Source organism: Streptomyces sp. NBC_00239 (genome assembly GCF_036194065.1).
In the GTDB taxonomy this organism is placed as follows: domain Bacteria; phylum Actinomycetota; class Actinomycetes; order Streptomycetales; family Streptomycetaceae; genus Streptomyces.
This window is the reverse complement of the sequence record NZ_CP108095.1, coordinates 8,481,005-8,502,527: the sequence shown is the minus strand read 5'-3', so window position 1 is coordinate 8,502,527 and position 21,523 is coordinate 8,481,005. Positions and strand designations below refer to the sequence as shown.

General features: G+C 71.3%; 19 protein-coding genes and 2 pseudogenes. 13 read left to right on the top strand and 8 right to left on the bottom strand.

Annotation, left to right across the window (positions count from 1 at the left end; all coding sequences use genetic code 11):
* Nucleotides 1-33: 33 nt before the first annotated feature.
* On the top strand, nt 34-930 hold the full coding sequence (locus tag OG764_RS37645; protein ID WP_443056169.1) for a DUF2461 family protein: 897 nt from the start codon (nt 34-36) through the stop codon (nt 928-930).
* 19 nt (nt 931-949) lie between these two features.
* On the opposite strand, the gene OG764_RS37640 is transcribed toward OG764_RS37645, so the two are convergent.
* Nucleotides 950-1,834: an alpha/beta fold hydrolase gene (locus OG764_RS37640; protein ID WP_328972826.1), complete on the bottom strand. Its 885-nt coding sequence runs from the start codon at nt 1,832-1,834 to the stop codon at nt 950-952.
* A gap of 1,461 nt (nt 1,835-3,295) precedes the next feature.
* Between OG764_RS37640 and OG764_RS37635 the strand changes: the two are divergent.
* From OG764_RS37635 to OG764_RS37625, 3 genes and pseudogenes are all read left to right on the top strand, one after another.
* Nucleotides 3,296-3,508: pseudogene (locus OG764_RS37635) on the top strand (RICIN domain-containing protein); the annotation flags it as partial.
* 301 nt (nt 3,509-3,809) lie between these two features.
* Entirely contained in the window at nt 3,810-4,046 is a 237-nt protein-coding gene (locus tag OG764_RS37630; RefSeq protein ID WP_328972825.1) for a hypothetical protein, read from the top strand.
* 49 nt (nt 4,047-4,095) lie between these two features.
* Nucleotides 4,096-4,617: an O-acetyl-ADP-ribose deacetylase gene (locus OG764_RS37625; protein ID WP_328972824.1), complete on the top strand. Its 522-nt coding sequence runs from the start codon at nt 4,096-4,098 to the stop codon at nt 4,615-4,617.
* Between the two features lie 430 nt (nt 4,618-5,047).
* Here the strand turns inward: OG764_RS37625 and OG764_RS37620 are convergent.
* Nucleotides 5,048-5,626 (bottom strand): annotated as a pseudogene (locus tag OG764_RS37620) (DM13 domain-containing protein).
* Between the two features lie 631 nt (nt 5,627-6,257).
* On the opposite strand from OG764_RS37620, the gene OG764_RS37615 reads away from it, so the two are divergent.
* Nucleotides 6,258-6,638: an NUDIX hydrolase gene (locus OG764_RS37615; RefSeq protein ID WP_328972823.1), complete on the top strand. Its 381-nt coding sequence runs from the start codon at nt 6,258-6,260 to the stop codon at nt 6,636-6,638.
* A 472-nt stretch (nt 6,639-7,110) separates the two neighbouring features.
* Here the strand turns inward: OG764_RS37615 and OG764_RS37610 are convergent, their stop codons facing one another.
* Nucleotides 7,111-8,097 (bottom strand): WD40 repeat domain-containing protein, encoded by a 987-nt coding sequence (locus OG764_RS37610; RefSeq protein WP_328972822.1) that lies wholly within the window; start codon nt 8,095-8,097, stop codon nt 7,111-7,113.
* 707 nt (nt 8,098-8,804) lie between these two features.
* On the opposite strand from OG764_RS37610, the gene OG764_RS37605 reads away from it, so the two are divergent.
* The gene (locus OG764_RS37605) at nt 8,805-9,548 is read left to right on the top strand and encodes a hypothetical protein (protein ID WP_328972821.1); all 744 of its coding nucleotides are present in this window, start codon (nt 8,805-8,807) and stop codon (nt 9,546-9,548) included.
* A 160-nt stretch (nt 9,549-9,708) separates the two neighbouring features.
* A complete protein-coding gene (locus tag OG764_RS37600) occupies nt 9,709-11,397 on the top strand; it encodes an outer membrane protein assembly factor BamB family protein (RefSeq protein ID WP_328972820.1) in 1,689 nt (562 codons plus the stop codon).
* Between the two features lie 245 nt (nt 11,398-11,642).
* Here the strand turns inward: OG764_RS37600 and OG764_RS37595 are convergent, their stop codons facing one another.
* On the bottom strand, nt 11,643-11,921 hold the full coding sequence (locus tag OG764_RS37595; protein ID WP_328972819.1) for a hypothetical protein: 279 nt from the start codon (nt 11,919-11,921) through the stop codon (nt 11,643-11,645).
* A gap of 144 nt (nt 11,922-12,065) precedes the next feature.
* Here OG764_RS37595 and OG764_RS37590 point away from each other — a divergent pair, with 144 nt between their 5' ends.
* On the top strand, nt 12,066-12,632 hold the full coding sequence (locus OG764_RS37590; RefSeq protein WP_328972818.1) for a GNAT family N-acetyltransferase: 567 nt from the start codon (nt 12,066-12,068) through the stop codon (nt 12,630-12,632).
* A 123-nt stretch (nt 12,633-12,755) separates the two neighbouring features.
* On the top strand, nt 12,756-14,522 hold the full coding sequence (locus tag OG764_RS37585) for an immunity 49 family protein (RefSeq protein WP_328972817.1): 1,767 nt from the start codon (nt 12,756-12,758) through the stop codon (nt 14,520-14,522).
* A gap of 217 nt (nt 14,523-14,739) precedes the next feature.
* Here OG764_RS37585 and OG764_RS37580 read toward each other — a convergent pair whose 3' ends face one another.
* Complete coding sequence (locus OG764_RS37580; protein WP_328972816.1) at nt 14,740-15,216, bottom strand: RICIN domain-containing protein; 477 nt, start codon at nt 15,214-15,216, stop codon at nt 14,740-14,742.
* Nucleotides 15,217-15,468: 252 nt separating this feature from the next.
* Here OG764_RS37580 and OG764_RS37575 point away from each other — a divergent pair, with 252 nt between their 5' ends.
* Nucleotides 15,469-16,224 (top strand): hypothetical protein, encoded by a 756-nt coding sequence (locus OG764_RS37575; RefSeq protein WP_328972815.1) that lies wholly within the window; start codon nt 15,469-15,471, stop codon nt 16,222-16,224.
* Here the strand turns inward: OG764_RS37575 and OG764_RS37570 are convergent.
* On the bottom strand, nt 16,196-17,053 hold the full coding sequence (locus OG764_RS37570) for a serine/threonine-protein kinase (protein ID WP_328973296.1): 858 nt from the start codon (nt 17,051-17,053) through the stop codon (nt 16,196-16,198). The two genes, OG764_RS37575 and OG764_RS37570, sit on opposite strands and share 29 nt — an antisense overlap.
* Nucleotides 17,054-17,464: 411 nt before the next feature.
* On the opposite strand from OG764_RS37570, the gene OG764_RS37565 reads away from it, so the two are divergent.
* Complete coding sequence (locus tag OG764_RS37565; protein ID WP_328972814.1) at nt 17,465-17,737, top strand: hypothetical protein; 273 nt, start codon at nt 17,465-17,467, stop codon at nt 17,735-17,737.
* A 617-nt stretch (nt 17,738-18,354) separates the two neighbouring features.
* Here the strand turns inward: OG764_RS37565 and OG764_RS37560 are convergent.
* Nucleotides 18,355-18,945: a hypothetical protein gene (locus OG764_RS37560; protein ID WP_328972813.1), complete on the bottom strand. Its 591-nt coding sequence runs from the start codon at nt 18,943-18,945 to the stop codon at nt 18,355-18,357.
* Nucleotides 18,946-19,108: 163 nt separating this feature from the next.
* Nucleotides 19,109-19,846, bottom strand: a complete 738-nt coding sequence (locus tag OG764_RS37555) for a transposase family protein (RefSeq protein ID WP_328973295.1) — start codon at nt 19,844-19,846, stop codon at nt 19,109-19,111.
* 298 nt (nt 19,847-20,144) lie between these two features.
* On the opposite strand from OG764_RS37555, the gene OG764_RS37550 reads away from it, so the two are divergent.
* Both OG764_RS37550 and cspE read left to right on the top strand, forming a co-directional pair.
* Nucleotides 20,145-21,170: a hypothetical protein gene (locus tag OG764_RS37550; protein ID WP_328972812.1), complete on the top strand. Its 1,026-nt coding sequence runs from the start codon at nt 20,145-20,147 to the stop codon at nt 21,168-21,170.
* 40 nt (nt 21,171-21,210) lie between these two features.
* The gene (gene cspE, locus OG764_RS37545; protein WP_328972811.1) at nt 21,211-21,420 is read left to right on the top strand and encodes a transcription antiterminator/RNA stability regulator CspE; all 210 of its coding nucleotides are present in this window, start codon (nt 21,211-21,213) and stop codon (nt 21,418-21,420) included.
* Nucleotides 21,421-21,523 lie beyond the last annotated feature (103 nt).

Here is a 21,523-nt window from a genome sequence, read left to right as displayed (position 1 = left end):
GCCTTGCCGTCGCCCCGCAGCTGGGAGGCGGCGATGACGCTGCTCGCCTTCGGCACGGCCGCGTCCGTCTCGCGGGACGTACTGGCGCTGCTGGTCCGGGGCGCGGTCGGGGACGGTCCGGGCCTCGAACTGCTCGCCCACATCGACCGGATGGAACTGCCGGTCCCCGTCCTTCGTGGCGGCCTTCCGGGAGACCGCAGCCGACGGCTCGGGACGCACGGGCCGCAACACGGCGGGGCGCCGGGCCGGGCGCCGCGACCCGGTGGGACTGTCCGACCGCAGCACTACACTTGCCGCATGCACGGACAGTTCACCGGTTGGCCTGGGCAGGCCATGGACGTGTTGTGGGAGCTTCAGGGCGAACCGGCCCACGCGACCCGCGAACGCTGCCGCGCGGACCGCGAACGCCTGGTCCGGCAGCCGATGATCGCCCTGCTCGACGAGGTCGCGGCCGCCGACCCCCGCTACGAGGACTTCTCCGTCTGGCACTACCGCACCGGCTCCTGGTGGTGGCAGAACCAGAGCGCGGTCATCCGCATCGACCGCAAGGTCGAGATCAGCCTCCGCTTCTCCCTGGATGGGCTGCGGATCCAGGGCGCCTGGTGGTACCCCGACCCCGGCCAGGTGGACGGTTTCCGCAGAGCCGTGGCTTCCGCGGAGAGCGGACCCTCACTGCTCGCCATCGTCGAGGACCTGCGGAAGAAGGGCTACGACATCTCAGGGGACGTGATGAAGCGCCCCCCGCGCGGCTATCCGACGGACCACCCCCGTGCGGACCTGCTGCGCCACCGCTCCCTCATCGCCGCCCGCGCCCTCGGCTGCGAGGCATGGCTGCACACCCCCGAGGCCGTCGACCGGGTCCTCTCCACCACCGCCGACCTGGACGCCCTGCTGACGTGGCTGGCCCGCCACGTACGGCGTTCCTCCTGACATCACGAGCCGGCCGGGGTCAGTTCGTACGCGGGGCGGGCCGCGGGTGGGTGAGGTAGGTGTCGATCACGCGCATCGCCTCGGCCGTTCCGCCCCTGCGGTACAGCCAGTGGCCCACGACGTCCATGCTGAAGAGGGTGGCTTCGGGGAAGGACCGCGCCATGCGGCGCGCGCCGGGCAGCGGAGTCGCGCGGTCCAGCGTCGCGTTGACCACCAGGACCGGCGGGAGGGGGCCCTTGGCCCGGGCCGGGCGGGGCTTGGGCGGCATCGTCCAGCCCTGGCAGGCGAGTACGAAGTCCAGCGACTGGGAGTTGGCGCGCACGTGCGGGACCGCCTTGGCGACCCGCTTGCGGATGGCCGGGTACTGGGCGTGGTCGCGGATCCGGAAGTCGTAGTCCCGGCACAGCACGAGGCGCGCCGCCAGCTCCGCTCCCAAGGGCGTCCAGAACACCTTGCCCTTGCCGGAGCGCAGGGCCTCGAGCTGCCGCGCGGTGCGCGGCCATGCGGTTTCGTCGAGACTGAAGGTCAGGACGGCGGACATCTGGTCGGCGCTGATCCTGGTGCGGGTCGGGCCGTTCGGGCCCGGGTCGCGGAGCCCGCCCGCGTCGGCGCGGGCGAACAGCTCGTCGGTGACGACGAGCGCGTCCTTGCCGTTGAGGACACAGGACGTGTCCTTCTCGCACCAGGCCGCGAACCGTTTCAGGGTCGTCTCGACGGTGACGGCGCCGTCGGTGAGGTAGCGCTCCGCATCCGGCCGTGCGGGATCCATGGCGCTGTCCAGGGCCAGCGCGCGGAGCCTGCCGGGGAACAGGCGGGCGTACCGTTCGCCGAGGAAGGTACCGTACGAGTGCCCGATGAAGCTGATCCGGCGCTCGCCGAGCGGCGCGTATCGCGTCCATGTCACGGGCCACGCTCTCCCCGTCCATGTGGGCGGCGAGCGGCCCCGTCCTGCGGAGGCAGCTGGCTGCCAGCAGCCCGTTGAGGGTCCGCATCCGTTCGAACTGCGCCGCGGTGCCCGGGCGGGCCGGGATCCTCTCCAGGAGGGTCTCGTCGCAGACGGCGTTGCGGCTGCGGCCGATGCCGCGCGGGTCGAAACCGACCATGTCGAAGCGCTGGAGCAGGTCCGGCGTGTAGCCGCTCACCGGGTCGTCGGCGTACAACACGTCGTCGACGCCCGAGGCACCCGGGCCGCCCGGATTCGACATCAGGACGCCGATCCTGCGCGCGGGGTCGGTGGCCCGGTGGCGGGCGACGGAGAGCCGGGTCTTCGGGCCGTTCGGCTCCGACCAGTCCACCGGCACCTCCACCGTCGCGCACTCGGCGCGCGGGCTGGGCTCGGGGAAAGGCGGTTCGGCCTGGCAGGGGCCCCACCTGACCGGCGATACGGAGGCACCGGCGACGATCGCATCGGCGGGGGTGCGGGCGACCGCCGTACCCGGCAGGGCCAGCCCGGTGACCAGGGTGGACGCGGCGGCGGCCAGGACGAGACGGGTGCGAAGTCGGCGCAGCAGGGGCCTGCGCGCCGCCGCGGCAGGTACCTGGCTCGGATGCACGTACGGGTTCGTGTTCACCCACGTGACGCTCCCAGCACTCTGTGGCGGTGGCTCCATCAGGACGTGATCGCAACGTAACAAGGCGCTCGGATCGGGTCGTCGAGCGCTCGGGACGGCGGATGTGATCAGCGGGTCGGCGCATCGCCGGGACGTCGACGCTGCCGAGTGCGTTCGCCGTCGCCAGGCCCCCGACCGGACCGCCGCCGTCGTGGCACCGCCCCCGCCAGGACGGAGGCGACGGACGAAGCGGCGGCCGGGGAAGTGCCACCGGAGGGGGGTCGCGGGTGCGGGGGCGGTGCTCATGGTGTCGGCCGGCGGACGACCCGACCCCTCGATGGTGCCGGTCGTACGCGCTTCTGCGCGCGCGGACTTCACCGCGCAGTTGCCGGACGGGGGCTTCCGGCCGCGATCACGACCGGTACTGTCCTGTCCATCCACCACGGCGCTGCTTTAGCGTCTAGGGACCGACCCGTGCGACTACCGGAGTCCCCGCATGAACGTTCCCACGCGACTCGGCTCGACCCTCGGGGCCGCGGCGGCCGCGCTGGTGCTGTGCGCCGGGGCAGCCACCGCCCACGGCGGGCCCGCGGCCTCTTCGGGCGGAGTGCCGGAGCCGCCCGTCCCGGTCTCCACGATCACCAGCCTCAGCACGGAGGCCTCGGCAAGTGCCTGGACGTCTACGACTGGGGCAGGGGCCCGTGGATCCAGATGTGGGAGTGCCACGGCGGTGGCAACCAGTCCTGGAGCCTGGAGTGGAACAGCACCAGCGGGGGCTGGAACATCCGCAGTGACGCGAGCGGGTCTGCGTCGACGGCTCCCGGGGCCGCGGGGAGCAGCTCATCCAGAACCCCTGCGGGTACGGCCTCGGGCAGGCGTGGAAGATCCACTCCGTGCCCGGACCAGCCCGCCTCGAGAACATCGCGTTCCCCGGCCAGTGCGCGGACATCTACAACTGGGGCCGCAGCTCGCTGGTCATGCTGTGGGACTGCGGCAGCCAGCCGAACCAGTACTGGCTGTTCAACTGACCGGTCCCGCCGGCCGACCGGACGGCCTCTGACGTCCGCCTTCAGGGTCTGCGGCCACGAGTCGCCGTCACGCCGACGGTCAGGCCTGCGGTCCGCCGCCACGCCCCGGCCTGCCGGGCCGCCCCGTGCCGCGGCAGCCAGCCGGACGGCGGTCACTGCACCACGTGCCGGGCCGCTCCGCGGCAGTGGTGACCGGGAACCACCCGGCAGGCCGCGAACGGAAGACGTCTCCATCCGGATGACACCAACACCCCCGTACGCAGAGGAGTGACCTGCTCTCGGGCAAGATCGTTGGCAGCGCATGAACATCAAGCGCACCATCGCCGCTCTCCTCCTCGCGAGCGCCGCCCTCACCTTCGCAGCAACCGCCCACGCCCACACCGAGCCCGGCCCCTCGGCCGCAGCCTTCCACGGAGACATGGAGATGAACCCGAGGCGCCTCAACACCGTCATGCACGACGAAGGCGCCGCCGCACAGCAGTACTTCAACTCCGGCGCACAAACCGCCCAGGACGGCGCCTTCGGCCCCGCCTACTAGCTGGGCCGTGGAAGCCGACGGCGTACCACTCCCGAAGGAAGGAATCCCGATGCCGCGCATCACCCTGGTCCAGGGCGACATCACCGCCGAGGAAGTCGACGCCGTGGTCAACGCGGCGAACTCCTCACTGCTCGGCGGCGGCGGGGTCGACGGAGCCATCCACCGGCGCGGCGGCCCGGAGATCCTCGCGGCCTGCGAGGACCTGCGCCGCTCCCACTACGGGAAGGGCCTGGCCACGGGCAAGGCGGTCGCCACCACGGCGGGCCGACTGCCGGCCGGGCACGTGATCCACACGGTCGGGCCCGTCTGGTCGAAGGAGGAGGACCGCTCGGCGCTGCTGGCCTCCTGCTACCGGGAGTCCCTGCGAGTCGCCGACGAGCTGGGAGCCCGAAGCGTCGCCTTCCCGGCGATCTCCACCGGGATCTACGGGTGGCCCATGGACGACGGGGCCCGGATCGCAGTGCAGACCGTACGAGCGGCCCGGACGGAGGTCGAGGAGGTGCGCTTCGTGCTCTTCGACGAGCGCGCCTACGACGCCTTCGCAGCGGCCGTCACCACGCCGGACCGGTGAACCTTCCAGTCTTCCCTTCGCAATCCCACCAGGCCTCGGCCACCACCGCGCAGGCAGCCCATGGGAGCGGTGAGCGCCCCGCCGGCGTGAGCAGCAGGAGCTGGCTACGGAGAATCGCGCCCTACGCCACGCCCGGCCCGGCCCGGACAGACATCCCCCTCACCTCGCCTGCCCGGGACTGTCAGGTGAGGTGCACACGCCCTACCCGCCCGGTCACCCGGGCGTGGCCAGCCACGCACCCAGCCGGGCTTCGGCCTCTCCCTCCTCGCCTGCATCGGCTTCACCGTCGCCCTCCTCGAAGCAGCGGCGGAACGGTGATCGCAGCGCCCCTGGGCCTGCCGGAGGTGTCCGAAGCGGAGAACGAGGACGCCTCAAGACCGCCCCCCCGGCCCTCGGAACCCGCACCCGCGCCCACTGCCGAGGTAGACGCCTACGCCTTGGCGAGTTCCGCCGCTCCGAAGGAGACGTCGAAACGGTCGCACCAGATCGCAATACTGGAGTAGTACGCGAGGTTCACGTCCGCCGGGATCTCGTAATTCTAATCGCCCTTGTTCCCCTTGAGCTTTCCCAGGCTGACGTGCTTGCCGTCGTCGAACACCCGCCAGCCGGCGACGCCCTCCCTGACCGGGGCATCCGTCAGCCACACCCGCAGGTCCGGCCCGTTGCTCGTGTCCAGTCCCTCCAGCCGGAGCACATGGGAGCCGTCGGACAGCCGGATGACCCTGGCAGTGCCCTCGGTGTCGTGCTCGTGGCTGATGAACGAGCCCTGGGTCAGCGTCTGCGGCGCGGCCGCCGGCGCCGGGGCAGCGGGGACCGTCCCGGAAGTCCCGCTCGGCGCGGCGGTCGCGGCGGTCCCGGCAGGCGCGGCGGTCGGCAGGGCTTCCCTGACCGTCTGGTCCTGCCACAGCTTCCACGGCTGGAACAGGTACAGCCCCACTCCCAATGCGGCCGTCACCACGACTGCGACGGCCCCCACCAGCGCCTTGCGCCTCCCGCGGCCCTGCTTCATCCCATGACTCCCTGCTCCGCATCCGACGGGCGACGTGCCTTCCGACCGCATTCAACGGGACGCCGGGCCCCCAAGCCATTACGCCCGCAATACGGACCAGCGGACCCACCGACCACGGCTTTCCAGCCATACCCGGACCGGGGTCGGTCATGCCGCCCTGATACACCCCCAGAGGGATTCCGCTGGTTCGGGTGCCGTCCGGTCCGGCCCGAGCCGGGAGAAGGCCTCCAACCAGTCCCCCTGACGGCAGTGCGCGCTCCATGCGCTCCCTGCCGTGCTGGGGCTCACTTGGCCATCCTGGGGCGATGGCGACACTCCCGAAGGCTCCATGCCCCTCTTGTTCTGTTCCTCACGCACTGCTGCCCACGAAGCGGATCGGGTACGGGTCGGTCGCGGACCACAAGACCGAACCGCGGGCACTGGTCCTGTGTCCGGGCAGCATGGCTCACGTCGCATACTCCGCGGCGCGAGCGTGGCAGCTGGAGTTCGAGCGCCGGCAGGAGTCGTCGAAGGCGGCCACGGTGGCGGAAGGGCTCTTCGAGTGACGACGATCGGAAGCTCGCGTCGGATGACGGAAGCGGTCGTGGCTGACCGGGAGGCGCCTCTGGGTGCGGCTGGACCGGAGAGCTGGGTGGCCGGAGCCGTTGTGGCCCACCAGGGACGGGTGTTGCTCGTACGGCGCAGGGTCCCGGAGGGCCGACTCTCCTGGCAGTTCCCGGCGGGCAAGGTCGAGCCCGGCGAATCCTTCGAGCAAGCCGCCGTCCGCGAGACGAAGGAGGAGGCCGGCCTGGACGTGGTCGTCGTGGCCCGGCTCGGCGAGCGGGTCCATCCGATCACCGGCCGAACCGTCTCGTACACGGCCTGCGAAGTTGCCGACGGGACCGCCTGTGTCGCGAACGCGGATGAGTTCGCCGAGATCGCCTGGGTGACCCTCGCGGAGATCCCGTGGTACATCCCGTACGGGCTCTTCGAGCCGGTCCAGCGGCATCTTGAGGCCGTCCTTCGGCCGTGACGAGGCCGCGTGGGCCCATCTGCTCGAAACAGGGCCGAAGCCGCAGGACGGGACCGCCGTCGGCGGCGTCAGGGGTCCGCGGCGTACAGATCGCGGCCGTCCGCATTGAGGAGCCGGGGAAGCTGGTCGCCAGCCGGCTGGGCCGAGGGTGGTCGTTGCGGGGCGGCGAGCACCGAGGTGGACACGATCGCCGGACCCGCGCGGTGTGAGCCGGACCAGTTCACCTGCGGACCCGGCGGGCTCCCGTGGGATGCGGGCGGATGCATATTGACACAAAACGGCCGGGCTTGGCAGGTCCAGCCCGCCTCGCCCGATCGTGACAACCCGGGGTCGGAGCGTCGGCACGGGTCGGACGGAGAGGTCCTCGCAAAGCCTTCGCCATCCGGGCCGTACGCGAACTCGGCTGCGGCCGGGTTCCTGCTGGCAGTGGCCAGGGGCAGCCATCCCAAGAGGACTCAAGCCCCACGCCCTGTCACGGCAGCTTCCACAGGGCCACGTTGCGGAAGAGGCCTGCCGCGATCATGGTTCCGTCCGGGCTGATCCGCATCGGGTGCACGGTGTCGTGGTACGCGCCGTCCTGGTAGGTACGCGTGTCCTCGACGTCGACGAGCTTTCGGGTGGCGACGTCCCACCTCACGATCAGGGGGTCACCGTTGACCGAACCGATCACGGTCTCGCCGTCGGGACTGAACTGGACGGAATTCACGTACCGGGCGATGCGTTCCTTGCGGGGAATCGACTCCCCGGGGGTGGTGACGTAGGGCACCGTGAGGGTCGCGACCTCCTTCTGACTGTCCGCCGACCACAGCTTGACCTGCCCGTCCCTGGTCCTCAGGCTCGCGGTGCCACCGGCCAGCAGGGATCCGTCCGGGCTGTAGGCGAGTTCGAGTACCGGCAGTTCGAGGCCGTCGATCGTACTGACGATCGCACCCGTGGAGATGTCCCAGAAGCGCACTTTGCGTGCCATGTTACTGGTGGCGATCGTCGTCCCGTCGCGGCTGAAGGCGAGCGACTCAACCGACTTCTGCCGGCTGTTCGTATAGCCGATCGGGTCGATCAGCGTCCCGAGCTTCTGATGGGTGCCGGTGTCCCACAGATTGACCGTAGCGTCCATGTTGGCGCAGGCCAGGACGTCGGCGTACGGGTGGAACGCCAGTGACTGCACCTGGACGGGATCGATCTCGGTGTCGGTGAGCGTCGCGGGCTCCTCGCGTGCGGTGACGTTCCACAGCGTCGTGCTCCTGCCGTCGGCGCCGGCGAGCAGCGTCCCGTCCCTGCTGAAGGCCAGGTCGAGTACCCCGTCGTACCGTTTGCCGGGCTTTCTGAGCGTGACGGTGGGGGTCAGGGTTTTCGGGTCCCAGAGTTCGACCGCTCCGTCGAGCCGTCCGACAGCGAGGATCTTGCTGTCCGGGCTGAACGCGAGGGCGTACGCGCTCATGAACTTCGTCTCTGCGATCAAGGGTCGCGGCAGCTGCTGTTGGCTGCGCGGCCGCGGGGGTCGGGAGGGCGGTGCCGGAACTGGTCGCCCGGAGGACGACATGGTGAGCGCGGTCGGTACGGCGACGGCCGCAGCGGCCGCGGCCCCGAGCGCGCCGATGAGGAGGGTGCGTCGGTTCGGCCGCCGCGCCGGACGGTCGGTTCGGGGCCGGGGTGCACCAGCATCCGGGGCAGGCTGGTCCGCGTCGGGCCGATCCGCGCCGGACTGGTCCGCGTCAGGCTGATCCGCGCTGGCTGTCATGGTCCCTCCTCCGCTGCGCGTCCCTTGCAGGTCTTCGTGGCGGGCGGGCATCCCTGATCTGTCGTGTGCCCGCCTTGAGGGGCGGGCAGAAGTAACCCACATGACATGACTGCACGATAGGTCGGGGATGGCATGCGCGTGTCCGAGGAGAGGACATTCACCTTTCCCACACCCGCACCGGGCACCGGGCGCGCGACGCTGATTCCGTACACCGTGACAGCAGGGGCCGGGAGCACGGCAGAGGGCGCGAGCGGCCGGGGGTGGGGAGACGGATGAGGAATCGGACCACGTTGCGGGTGGGGTCGCGCGGTTCGCGTACGCCACAGCCCGGTACGTCACCCGGAACGCCGGAGGCGGCCGCCGAGCCGTGGTGGCGGAGGCACGGGCGGCTGTTCGGGCTCGGGGTCGGCATACCTGTGCTCGGTGCGGTGCTGACCGCCGTCGCCCTCAACGGCCTTGGACTGGAGGGTGGGTCCGAACCCCCGCCCATCGCCACGGGCAGCCCCTCGCCGGGCCCTCCGTCCGCGCCGTTCACCGTGTCCGCCCGGCAGGACGGCGACGACGGCAACTGCACGGCTCTCAAAGACAGGATCGCCTCATCCCGGGACCTGGCGGAGATCGTGACCGGCGGTGACGTGGCCGGGGTCATCCGGCGCCATCGGGGCGCACGGGCCGGTGAACTCGTCACCGACCTCACGATCGAAGGCGGTACGCAGCCCCTCACCATCACCTCGATCGACATCGAGCCCGAACAGCGGCGTCCGGCACCGCCGTTCGCCGGAACGCTGCTGTGCGAGGCGGGCGCCGGAGGTGAGGAGAAGATCCAGCTGTTCGCGGACCTGGACAGCACCCGGCCGGTGTTCCTGACTGGTAGGGGCTCGGCCGATCGGTACTTCGGCGGGCACGTCGTCACGCTCGCGCCGGGCGAGCAGGTCAACCTGTCGGCGACCTTCGTGGCCGCGAAGGGGGCCCGGGAGTTCCGGCTGGTCGTCCGCTATGTGCGGAACGGGAAGGCGGGCGTGATCCCCGTGCCTGCCCCGAGCGGGGGCCGGTATGCGGTGACCGGGTACGCCGCTCAATACGGGGCCGTGTACTCGGGGTCGCCGAAGGGAGGGTTCCGGCTTGAGAAGGACTCCCGGCCCTGCCAATGGTCGCCCGCGGCGCCGTGCTGACCGGCGAAGTGCCGCCTGCTGCGGGGAAGTCCGGCAAGGCCCTGGGAAGAACCACCAAGTTCCGCAATGTTCCGGGGAGTTCCGGGAGATGGGGAGTGGCATGGCACGGCGGAGTTCGCGTACGGGTTTGCATGCGGCGGGAGCGGGTCTACCGGTCGTCGTGGTGCTGGTGCTGCTGGTGCTACTGGTCGGCGACGTAAGGACCGCCGGCAAGCCGTCCGAGCCTCCGAACACCCTGGAGGTGGCCTGGTCGTACGTGACCACCGGGCGGGCGCTGGACACACGCGACGTGTCAGCGGCCCTCAGCGACGAGGCACTGGCGGTGGCGGTGGGCCGCTCCGTTCGCGTCGTCGACACCCGCAGCGGCCACCTCCGTTCCATCGTCCACGGCTTCGCGGAGGACAGCCCCGACCTGGGGCTGTCGGGCGGTGTGCTCTTTCTCGTGGACACGCAGGACCGCTTCAAGGACACCTTGCGGGCGTACGAACTCGCGACCGGGCGCCAGCTGTGGCACCGCAGGGCGGCCCCGGAGGCGGACGGGAGGGCCGGCAACTTCATCGCCGGGGGCGTTTTCCTGGCGGAATGGGGACCCGTGGTCATGGACGGTGACCGGGCGCTGGCCCTCGAGCCGCGTACCGGGGCGGTCCGATGGAACATCCAGTTGGACAACCGCTGCGCCAAACCCCATCCCTACGTGGACCTGTACGTGCCCTACAGCATGGCGGCGACATCGACCCGTCTGCTCCTGCTCCGCCACTGCACGGGCGAGGCTGCGGAACTCCAGGCGGTGGACGAGCGGGACGGAAGGTCCGCATGGCAGAAGCAGCTGGGGCGTGGGAAGAGCATCAGTGTCAGTGCGGCGGACGGGGCCCTCGGCATACGCATGGACGGCGAGTTCCAGTGGCTCACGGAGCGGGGTAAGGAAATCCTGCGGCGGGCGGCATTCGGACCTCCTCTGGGGGAGGAACATGGGGTCGTGTACGCGGACGTCGGCCAGAAACTGTGGGCCTTCCGGGCGGACACCGGGAAGCCGGCCTGGAAGACTGCCCACCCCCTGAGTGGCTTCGCCTTCATGACGGACGGGCTGATCGTGGAGGACACGCGCACGGACGGCTCGTTCTCCGGAGACGTGCGCTGGTCAGTCGGGGACGCCGCCGGGCAGGGGCCCGGGGCCACCACCTTCGTCGGTCTTGACGGCCGCCGGACCGCCCCGGTGCCCTGGCCGGTCGCCGGGACGCTGCTGGGGGCGAGTGGGAAACTCCTCGTGGTCCGTAGTGAGGAAGCGAAAGGGACCCGCTTCACCGGAATGCGCCCGGTGCATCGCGCCGAGGACGCGGCCCGGCCGGTCGCCCTGGGGGGAACGGAACCGCGGCACTGGCCCGACGCCTGCAGCCTGCTGGACACCGGGTTCCTGTCGCAACTCGCCCCGGACTACCTCGCGCTGCCGGAGAAGCGGAGCAGCACCATGCATGGAGTCCGGCTGCCGCACCCGAGTGTGTGCCGCTTCGCCGCGGAGTCCGGTGACGGCAGCGACGTCTTCTCCCTCACGGTGCGCTGGGTCGCGCCCGACGCGACGGCCGCCCGGACGTACGCGGCCAGCGCCATGCCCTGGGGCTGCGCTCCCGGACTGGGCGGGTGCGTGCCGGCCTGGATCGAGGAACCGCGGAGCGGGGCCCGGCTGTACGTGTACCGGACGGGCCTGGAGGCGAGGCCCGTGGCCCACGCCACCGTGGTGTCCGGCCGGTACGTCCTCGGGGTCGCCGCGGGCGAGGCCGAACCGGCGCACAGGGCCCTGGTACGACGGGTCGCCCTGCACCTGTCCGAGCGTGGCGGGCGCATCGCCCCGTAGGTGGCGCCGGCCATTCACCCGCCCGGATGGCCAGATCGACTTGCGGAGAGGACACAGCGCCCCGGCCCCGGTGGGAGCGCCGGGCAGCGGTGGAGGCGGCTGGGGCGCCTCCCTTGGCATCCCCGGCGTCCAAGGATCCGGCGGCAACGGGGGTCCGGCGCCTCGGCGGTGAGAGCGCGGACGGCGCCCAAGAGGAGCGGGCCACGACGGCGCGCGGCAGCATCGGCACGCCGGAGCGGCGGTCATCACCTACCGCACCTCCTGACCGGCACATCCCGTGACCGTGCCGTCCCCGCGGACGCCGGGGGCGAGACCACGATGTAGTGAGGCTCGCCCGTGACCCGCATGCCGAACCCCTGGAGCCACTCCTGCGCGGCTGCCGCGGTGCCGCGCCCGTCCTCCACGTACGCGAAGACGCGGGACACCAGGAGCGCCGCGTTCAGGGTGTCGTCGGGGAGGCCCCCCTTGCGCCACAGCACGGCGGCGGCGCGGTACGCGGGGATCCCCGGGACCTCCGCGGCCACCGGAATGCTCCGACCCCCTGCCCACAGGTGCAGGCACAGGCACAGGAGCAAGGGCAGTCCGCACTCCGCGGGTGCGTGCCCCGCCGGGCGCGTGCTCGGGGAAAGGGGGTGACCGGGGGCACTCCGACGGGTGAGACTTCGGGCATGCGTGATCATGTGAAGACTCCGTCAGGGCTGCTGCTGCGCCGGTGGGAGGGGCAGGACGCCCCGTCGGTGATGAAGGCGTTCGCAGATCCCCTGATGCGAGGCCAGTCCGCCGAGGCGATCGACTCGCTGGAGGCCGCGGAGCGGTGGATCTCCGATTGGACGGAGCGCTGGGAGTCCGGGACGGCATTCGCGTTCGCCGTGGTCGACGGCGGCGGCGACGGCCGCGGTGACGGGGCAGTACTCGGGAACGTCGCCGTCAGTGCCGTGAACCGGCGCCACGGGACAGGCTGGGTGTCGTACTGGACGACGTCCTCGGCCCGCGGGCGGGGCGTCGCCACCCAGGCCTGCCGGACCGTGTCCCGGTGGGCGTTCGACGATGCCGGGCTGTTCCGCCTCGAACTGGGCCACCGCATCGACAACCCCGGCTCCTGCAAGGTCGCCACCGCCTCCGGCTTCGCGGTCGAAGGGTACGAACGGCAGAAGCTCGAATACGACGGGGTCCGCTACGACGCCGAGGCCCACGCACGGCTGGCGACCGACCCCGAACCACTGCTCCCCCGGTAGCCCGCACGGACAGCAGGCCCCTACGGCGGACGGCCGCACGGTGGGCGGACCCTCGGGTTCCGGTGCTGTCAGTGGCCCCGGTTAGCCTGTCGACGGTACGAGCAAGACGGGGGGATGCAGCAGATGGTGATCGAACGTCATCAGGTGGCCGTGGAGAAGATCGAGGCGGCGCGGGACGGGTTCACGCATCGGATCGGGTCGATGACCAGGTCGATGTCGAAGGCGGGCCCGATGGGCTCGTACGAGTGGGAGTGGCTCGGCCAGGAGATGCTGGACCACCTGGCGGCGCTGTCCGTGACGGAGCCGGCGCTGGACTCCGCCGAGGCGTGGGCGGTCCTGGAGGACGCCGCCGAAGCGGCCTGCGCCGTGGTGCGGTACACCGCCTACCACCCGTGGGAGCCGTTCAGCGTGTTCCTCAACTACGTGAACTTCGGCATGTCGTACGACCGCGGCGACGACAAGGAGGGCTGGGACACGGCGGGGGCCCACGACTGGCTCGACGCGTACTGCCTGGCGGTCGTCACCGACCGGGTCGACCGGGACGGCGAGGCGTTCCACTTCGCGCGCAAGGTGGTGCGCAAGGACGCGGCGGGACAGCCGGCGGCCGAGCTGGTCGCCGGGTTCCTGGTCTGCGTCGCCGGGGACCTCGACGTCGACGGCCAGGATTTCCCGCCGCCGCGGGAGGCCAAGGTCGCGGCCGTGGACGCCGCGCTGGCCCGGATCGCCGAGCGGGAGTCGCAGACGGGGCAGGACCTTCGCGGGCACGCCGACACGGTGGCACTGCGGGTACTGCGGGCCCTTGTGGGCGGTGACCGGGAGGCCTACGACCATGAGCTGACCGCCCTGCTGACGGCCGTGCCGGGCGCGCACGGGCCGTCGGCCCCGCCGCGCAGCCTGCTGCCGCTGGTGCCGTTGGCCCTGGCGGCGCTGGGCCACCGCCAGGAGGGTTGGGCGGTGCCGGTGGACACCGGCTACCTGCCGCGGACCCTGGTGACGGGGTTCGCGCCGGACGGCCCGCGCGTCGGTGCCTTCGGCCGGGAGCGGCGGCCGGACGCCGTGGCCGCGCTGGCCGCCGGACCGGTGGTGTGCGAGCGGCCCGCCTGGCCGGTGGAGCCCACCTGGGACATCGACGGATGGTACGAGGAACACACCCGGGAGGACCTGACGCCCGGGCCCGACAAGGCGGTCACCGCGCGGGACGTGGCGCAGGCCATGGAGCGGCAGCAGTCCCTCTTCCTGCTGCGCAGCGCGGACGCCGGTGCGGGGTCGGACGGGCAGGTCTCGGCGCTCCGATTCGCCTCCCGGCTGGGCGGCCTGCTGTTCCGGGCCGCCCTGGCCGACGAGGGGACCGAGGTACGGGCCGTCTGCGGCGGCATCGACGTGGTCTGCCCCGCCTTCCGCGGAGAAAGGACGGGCCCCGGGTACTGGCAGACGGCGGTGGCGCTGGCCCTGGTCTCCGGTGAGCGGGAGGACCTGGCGCCGCTGGTCGTGGCAGGTCCCGGTCTGAACGGCGGCGACGGGTCGGCGTTCGCGACGTACCGGGAGGCCCTGCACGACTACCTGCGGGGGGCCGACCCGGAGCCCGCTGCCGTCCGGGCGCTGCGCGGCATGGAGCAGGCCAGGGAATGGGGCTTCTTCGCGCCGCCCGCCGTCCTGCTGTCCCAGCTCGTGGACGGTGACGAAGAGAGCTTCAACCTGGCGCTGCTCGATGCCCTGGAGGCGCACCGCGACCACTACTCGGTGGCCGACCGCGGGGAAACCACCGCGGCCCTGCTCAACCTCGACGTACTGGCGCTGGCATGCCATGCCCGTCGGCGGGGCTGGGAGATTCGCGTGGAGTCGGACTACCTGCCCGCGCGACTGCTGTCAGGGACGGCTCCGGCCGTCTGAGAGCCCTTCCGGGCCGGCCGGGGCCGGGACTTGCGGGTTCCACCCCGGCCAGGTCCTCGGCCCCCGCAGGCCAGGCAGGGCGCACCCGGGCGGTGACCGGCAGGACGATCCGGCGGTTTCCGGCCCCGCAGGGCTTGACGGCAGCCGGGGCCCGGCCGGGTCGCGGTGCTTGCGGGATGCGGTTCCGTCCCCCAGGGCGGGTGCCCTCGTCGCGGCACTACCTGGGGAAGGCGAAGATCGAGCTCTGGTAGCGGTTGTCGCGGGTACCGTCCTTCATGCAGACGTTGCCCCGGTCGTCCGAGTCGAGGGACTGGTCGATGCGCAGCTGGTTGGCGCGCCCGTAGTCGAACATGCCCCATCGCTGGGGCTTGAAGTAGCCGTCGGAGCAGGACATGGTGCCGACGGTCTCGGCGCTCACCTGGGTCAGGCACATGCCGGTGGCCGTGTTCTTGATGGTCAGGTAGTAGTCGGTGCCGTTGAGGTAGGTCGTGTACCACTGCTGGTAGCTGTTGTTGGCCGTGCAGGGCTTGGTGTAGACCTTGCCGTCCTGGTCGGAGTCGAGACAGCGGCCGGTCTGCTCGTTGCGGATGTGCTGCGCAGAGCCGTTTGTCGGGTCTGCATGGGCGGCCGGGGCCGCGATCAGGGTGGCGCCCTGGGCTGCCAGGACGGCGGCTGCGCCGGTACTTGCTCTCACGGGGTGACCTCGCTCGGGTGGGATGGTGCCGCCGTGGTGTCGCGGCGCCGGAGTGTGGGGCAGGAGGGGGCGGTCGGACACGGACCGGCCAGGCGGTCGAGACCGAGTACCAGAGCCAGCTCTGGTAGCGGTTCTTGTTCGTGAGGCGCCCAGTTCGTCGAGGACCAAGCAGTGGCGCTCGGCCCACACCGTGGCCCTGTTCCAGTGCAAAAGCGGATGACATGACGGCGGGGGCCGCCGCACGCTGGGCGAATGGCCACTTCGCTGAACACCCTGCGCTTGCACGTCAAGAACGCCCGCTACACGGAGGAGCCGCTCGACGACATGGAGATCCGCCCGCTGATCGACGGCGTGGACGTCATCGAGGCCGCCTACGAGGACCTTGAAGACGGCGTCCAGTGCGGTGACCCCCGCGTCTGGCTGGTCCCGGGCGGCCCGTTGGCGGCCGGAGACGAGCCGCGCACGTTGGATTTCGCCGAGAAATGGTGCGGCTGCCACGACGGGCAGATGCTGACCGTGCGGCGGGACGGCGGCACCGTGGTGTGGCGCTGGCGGCCCGGCGAGGGGGGTGACCCGGTCCTGCCGGAGTGCCGGTTCGACGCCGCCGCGTACGACGCCGAACTGGAGCGCGCCTCGCGGGATTTCGGCTGGGAGATTCCGGCCGATACCGTCGCCCGGCTGCTGAGGGAGGCCCTACGGGCCCGGATCGACTGGCTGGCCCGGTGGTCGTGCGAGGTCTACGACGTGTGGGCGCCGAGCGAGTCCGGCGTGCTGGTCGTCTTCGAGCGGAACGAGCGGGACTCGGACGGGGGGTGGCGGCAGGCCGAGGAGTTCGCCGTGAAGCTGCCGGTCACGGACGAGGGCCCGGTCGTACAGGCGGCGTTGCTGGCCGATCGGCTGCTGGCCGGTGACCCCCGGACGGCGGAGGAGGCGCATCTGAGCGGGATACTCGACCTGCTCCAGGAGGGAAGGAGGAGGTTCACGGGTCCACCGCCGTGGGCTCTGTGACCGTCAGGGGCCGGTGGGCAGGTTCAAGCCCGGCACACCTGGTTCCGAGATGGCCGGTCACCGTCGTCAGCTCGGAAAGCCTGTTGTAGGGCGCGTCGTGGACCCGCACGACTCTTCTCTCGGCGGGCAGTTCGAGCACCAGGGGACTGCCCGGGGCGGTCGGCCCCGTCAGGTTGGCCTCGGCCCGCGCGATGCGGAACAGGACGGCGGCAACGGAGCCGTCGCCGTACGGGCTGCGTCCCGTCGCCGCGTAACAGAGCAGCGAGGCGAGGCAGAAGACGTCCGAGGCGGCGACGACGTGCTGGCTGCCCGCCACGTGCTCGGGTGACATGAACCCCGGCGACCCGACGATCCTTCCGGTGGCGGTCATGGTGCTCGCGCCGAAGGCACGGGCGATGCCGAAGTCGATGACCTTGGGCCCGGCCTTCGTGAGGAGCACGTTCGCGGGCTTCAGGTCACGGTGCAGGACCCGCGCATGATGGATCGAGCGCAGGGCTGCGACGAGACCGCGGTCCAGGGCGCGCACCGCCGACTCCGGCAGCGGACCGGCGCCGCGGACTACTTCCTCCAGGTTCGGTCCCGGCACGTACTCGCTGGCCAGCCACGGGGGTGCGCCGTCCGCGTCGCCGTCGATGAGCCGCGCCGCGTACCGGCCGGACACGGCCCGCCCGCTCTCGATCTCCCGCCGGAAGCGGGAGCGGAATCCCTCGTCGTCCGGGAGGTCACCGTGCACGGTCTTCAGCGCGACGAAGGTTCGCCGCGGCGGTCGCCGTTCGTCTGCCGCGAGGAACACCTCGCCCATGCCGCCCGATCCGAGCCGGGCGACGATCCGATCGGGACCGACGGCCCGGGGCGACGCAGCACGGGGTCAGGGTCGGAACAAGGCATGCGAGAGGGCCTTCCTACCCGGCGAGGAAGAGGACAAAGCCGCGTACGTCGGAGTGCGGCCCGGTCCGCAGGTGCGGCCGTGGGCTGCGTGCCGATGTACACGGAGAACTGGTAGCCGTTGGCGTACCTGAGCATGCCCCAGTTGTCCGCACCGGTCTGGATGGGGGCTGCGGAGGTGCCGACTCCGGTGCCTCCGCGTTTCCAGGGTGAGTACGCCCAGGTGCTGCCGTTGGTCACGATGATTTCGAAGTCGACGTTGTTCGGTGTGTATCCGTTGGCCCAGGCGGTGGTGTCCCCGCGGAAGTGGAGGGCGACCCAGTCGCCGGTGTACCACTTGGAGCCGGTGTAGGCCGTGTGGCAGCTGGTGTCGCCCCCGGCCCAGACGGAGGCCGGGCAGTCCCTGTACTTGACTGCGGTGGTGCCCGGCTCCGCGGCCGTGGCCGGAATGGTGGGTGCGCTGAGCGCGGGCGGCCGTCAGCACGACGGCGATCTTCCTGAGCACGGCAGCCTCGCGGCGTCGAGTCCGGCCGACGAGCAGCGGATCGCCCGCAGCAGCGGCGTCTTCCACATATCCGACGGCCGGCCCCCGACGGCCGGCCCCCGGCGGTCCGGCCCGCGGCGCTGACCGAGGACGGTGGAGGTCCACGCGGAGATGATCCGGCAGTTGGCGACCGAGAACGACGCCCTGCGACGGCCCACGGCCGTCGTCCGTCCCCTTCCGGTGCGTGGCGACGTCTGAAAGGCCGCCCGACGGCGTCTGGGCCAGGGACCGTCATGGGGATCTCCGGCAGTGGGCCAAGGTCGCTGACCGGAGTATCGATCGCGGTGTCGATCGGTGGCGTAGGTGTCGGCGCGAAGGATTTTGCGCGAGCTCCTTGGACCAGTTCGAAGTGGGGGTGACAAGGAGAAGAAGGGCAGACATAGAGCTGCAGGTTGTTGCCGCCGGCGATGTCGATCAAGGTGAAGTTGCCGTCCCGGGTGCCAAGGGGCGGCGGGCCCGAGGTCGGCCGGTCCTCCTCGGCGATCCAGGTCTCGCTGCCGGCCGGGTGCCTGCGTTGGTCACCGGACGGGCGAGTGACCACTGCACCGGTGAGGTCGGTCCTGCTGCACGAGCAGCAGCCGTGTGCCGCCCGGGGCGTGCGAATGCTGCACGACGGAGAAGGGGTCCGAGGGCGGAGCGGCCGGGTTTCCGGGGTGGGGGCGGAGCCCCGTGGGTCCGTTGGCCCGGCCGCCGGGTGGGGGTCAGTCCGCTATGTCGATGTGCATGTTGAAGCGGACGCCGTTGATGCGCATGAGCAGGTTCCCCTGCACCCCGCGGCGCGCGAGCGTGGCGCCGACGGCGCCCTTGCCGAGGGCGGCCTTGTCCTGGGGGTCGTGGCTGACGAAGTCGGAGAAGACGCCTCCGGTGGCGAGGGCCGAGGCGGCCCGCCATTCCTTGCGCAGCTCGGAGTAGGTCTCACGGTCCATCGGCTTGCCGCCGAGGCCGAGGTTGACCCGCTCGCCCCCGAGGTAGGTGGCGGCGCACTGATCGATGATCTCGCGGACCAGCGAGTCCTTGAGGGCGTAGTGGACCTTGAGGGCGGCGATCAGTCCGGCGGCGTCGCCGGCGAGCTTGGCCTTGCGGGCCTTGGCGGCGGCGTCCTTGCGGAGCTCGTCCTTGTCGCTGTCGATGGTCTTGTGGGCCTCCTCGAAGCCGTACTGCTTCTGCTGGGCGATGGAGACCGACGAGGCCCACTTCTCGGGGGCGACCCACTCGGGGTCGAACCCGATGGACTCGCAGTACTCCCGCAGGTCCTGGTCGGCTTCTTCGGCGGACGCGGCGAATTTGGGCATGGAACGGCTCCCCCTCCATCGTGTACGGCCCGCGGCCCTGCCCGCGGCCCGTGACAGGATCCAACGTGCCACGGACGCCGGGTCTTGTCAGCGGCTCGCGCCGACTAACGAGCTCGTGCATGGTTGGCGGTGACGCGTCGAAGGGTGCAGGTCGGTCCGGTGGTCACTGTGGCTGACGGGCCCCGCGGGTGGCGGTCTGCTGGTGTGAGAGCAGTCCGGCGATGGCTTGGATCGTGTCGCTCATGTGCTCGCGACGGCCGTGGTGGCGAGCGAGTGCTCGCCAGTTCTTGAGGTGTGCGATGCCGTGCTCGACGCGGATCCGGCGTGACGAGTGCGCCTTGCGCTGGCGCTGGTAGATCTCCTCGTACCACTCCGGTGGGTTCTTCTTGAACTTGCGGTGCGGTGGTGTCACCACGCGGCCGCCGGTCTGGGCGCCCAGGCCCTGGTAGCCGGCATCGGCAAGGATCTCCACGGCTGGGCCGCTAGCCAGGTGCTTGACCAGGCCTAACTGCCGGGCGTGGCTGATGTCGGCACAGCTCGCTGGCTGGGCTGGACTGCAGAACAGGAGCCTGCCGCCGGCATCAGTGAGGACCATGGCCTTGACCCCGTTCTGCTTGTTCTTGCCGGAGATGAACTTCTCCCGGTCCTTGCGGCCAGCGGAGGGCCTGCGGACCCGGATCTCGGTGCCGTCGATGATCCCGGTCTGCCCGCTGGCGCCAAGGTGTTCGATGACCTCGGCGAGGGTGCGGAGCCGGATGCCGGCCGCGATGGTGCAACCACGGGCTGCGAGCAGGGGCCGCACCTCGCCGATCGCCCCGGTGATCGTGGAACGGTCAACGCCGAACCAGCAGGCCAGCACGTCATGAGTAGCACCGTGGCGAAGGTGAACGAGCGTGGCCAGGAGCCGGTCGACGAAGACCAGCCGGTGCTTTGCACCAGCGCGACGGCCCGCTGCCGTGGCCTGGAATCCAGTCTTTCCCGGTGCCGTTCATGCCACAACGGACCTACCTCGGCGATGAGTTCGGCGATCACATGGGCCGACAGCCCCGTGAGTCGATCTTCTTCGGCCAAAGGTTCCAGCCGCCGGAGTAGGCGGACTCCTGCAGGGGAGAGATGATCACGCGATGGGGGTGAACCCGGTCGCGCGGGCGGTTCTCCTGATGATCCTGCCCGCAGAGCTGGCGTCTTGGGGAGATCCGATGTCTGTGTACCGTCCGTCCGTCTGCTCCGTGTCGTGGAGGGCCACGCTCTCCGCCACCGCCGCCCTGGCTGCCGCATGCGGCATGGTCGTCGCGATACCCGGCCAGGCGTCGGCCGCCCCGTCGATCACCTGCACCGTCAACTTCGTCGAGGTGTCGGGGACGACGATCCACGGCACCAGCGGTGACGACACGATCCGCTGCGGAGAAGGCGTCGTGCGTGGTACGTCCGTCGAAGCCGGGGCCGGGAACGACACGATCATCGTCCTGGGCGAGACCTCGTCGGGCACCCCGAGCGGCAACGGCCAGATCGGCAACGACGGGACCATCGACGGCGGCCCCGGCAACGACACCATCTTCGTCAGGGGCGGCGACGGCGACGACGGATACGTGACCGATCGCGGCGGGAACGGCGGGGACGGCAACAACCGGACCATCCTCGGCGGAGGCGGCATCGACCACATCACCGTCATCGGCGGCAGCGGAGGCGAGGGAGGGATCAAGAGGGGAGACGGCGGCACCGGCGGCATCGGCAACGACGGCAACATCACCGCCCAGGGCACCGTCATCGCCGGCGGCGGCCCCGGCGGCAGCGCGATGTCGCCCGCCAACTGGGACGCCGACGGCGGAGCGGGCGGTGACGGCAGCAACAGCGAGATCTACCTGCTCGGCAACCCGGACAACCGGGCGGTGATCAGCGGCGGGCGGGGCGGGAACGCCAGCGCCTCCGGCGAAGGCGGCAACGGAGGCCACGGCACCGACGGAGTCACCCAGGTCACCGGGACCGTGGACATCCGGGGCGCCAACGGAGGCCGGGCCGGTCACCAGGGCGAGGAAGGCGGCAACGGCGGCCACGGCAACAACGACCAGCTCGTCGTCACCGGCCCGACCCTGCCCGCCGGCACCCTCCTGGGAGGCAACGGCGGCCCCGGACGCCCCGGCGGCGGCGCCGGACTGGCCAACAACGGAGCCCTCACCGGCGAGGTCACCGCCCTCGACGGCACCACCGGCCTCACCCTCCCCTGACCCCGGCCACCTACTCGTCAGCACGACCGAAGGAGTGCACATGTCGAAGCTCAAAGGCCAAGTGAAGTGGTTCAACGAATCGAAGGGGTTCGGATTCATCACGCCCGCTGACGGCAGCAAGGACGTCTTCGTCCACTTCTCCGCGATCCAGGGCAACGGCTTCAAGACCCTCACCGAAGGACAGAACGTCGAGTTCGAGATCCAGGACGGGCAGAAGGGCCCGTCCGCAGCCAACGTCACGGCCATCTAGTCCAGATGGTCACTTCCAAGGGGATCCCCGCGGCGGGTGTGGGGTGGGCGGCAGCCGTCTGCTGCGCCTGGCCCTCCGGGGTGCCGGAGGGCCAGGCCGGGGG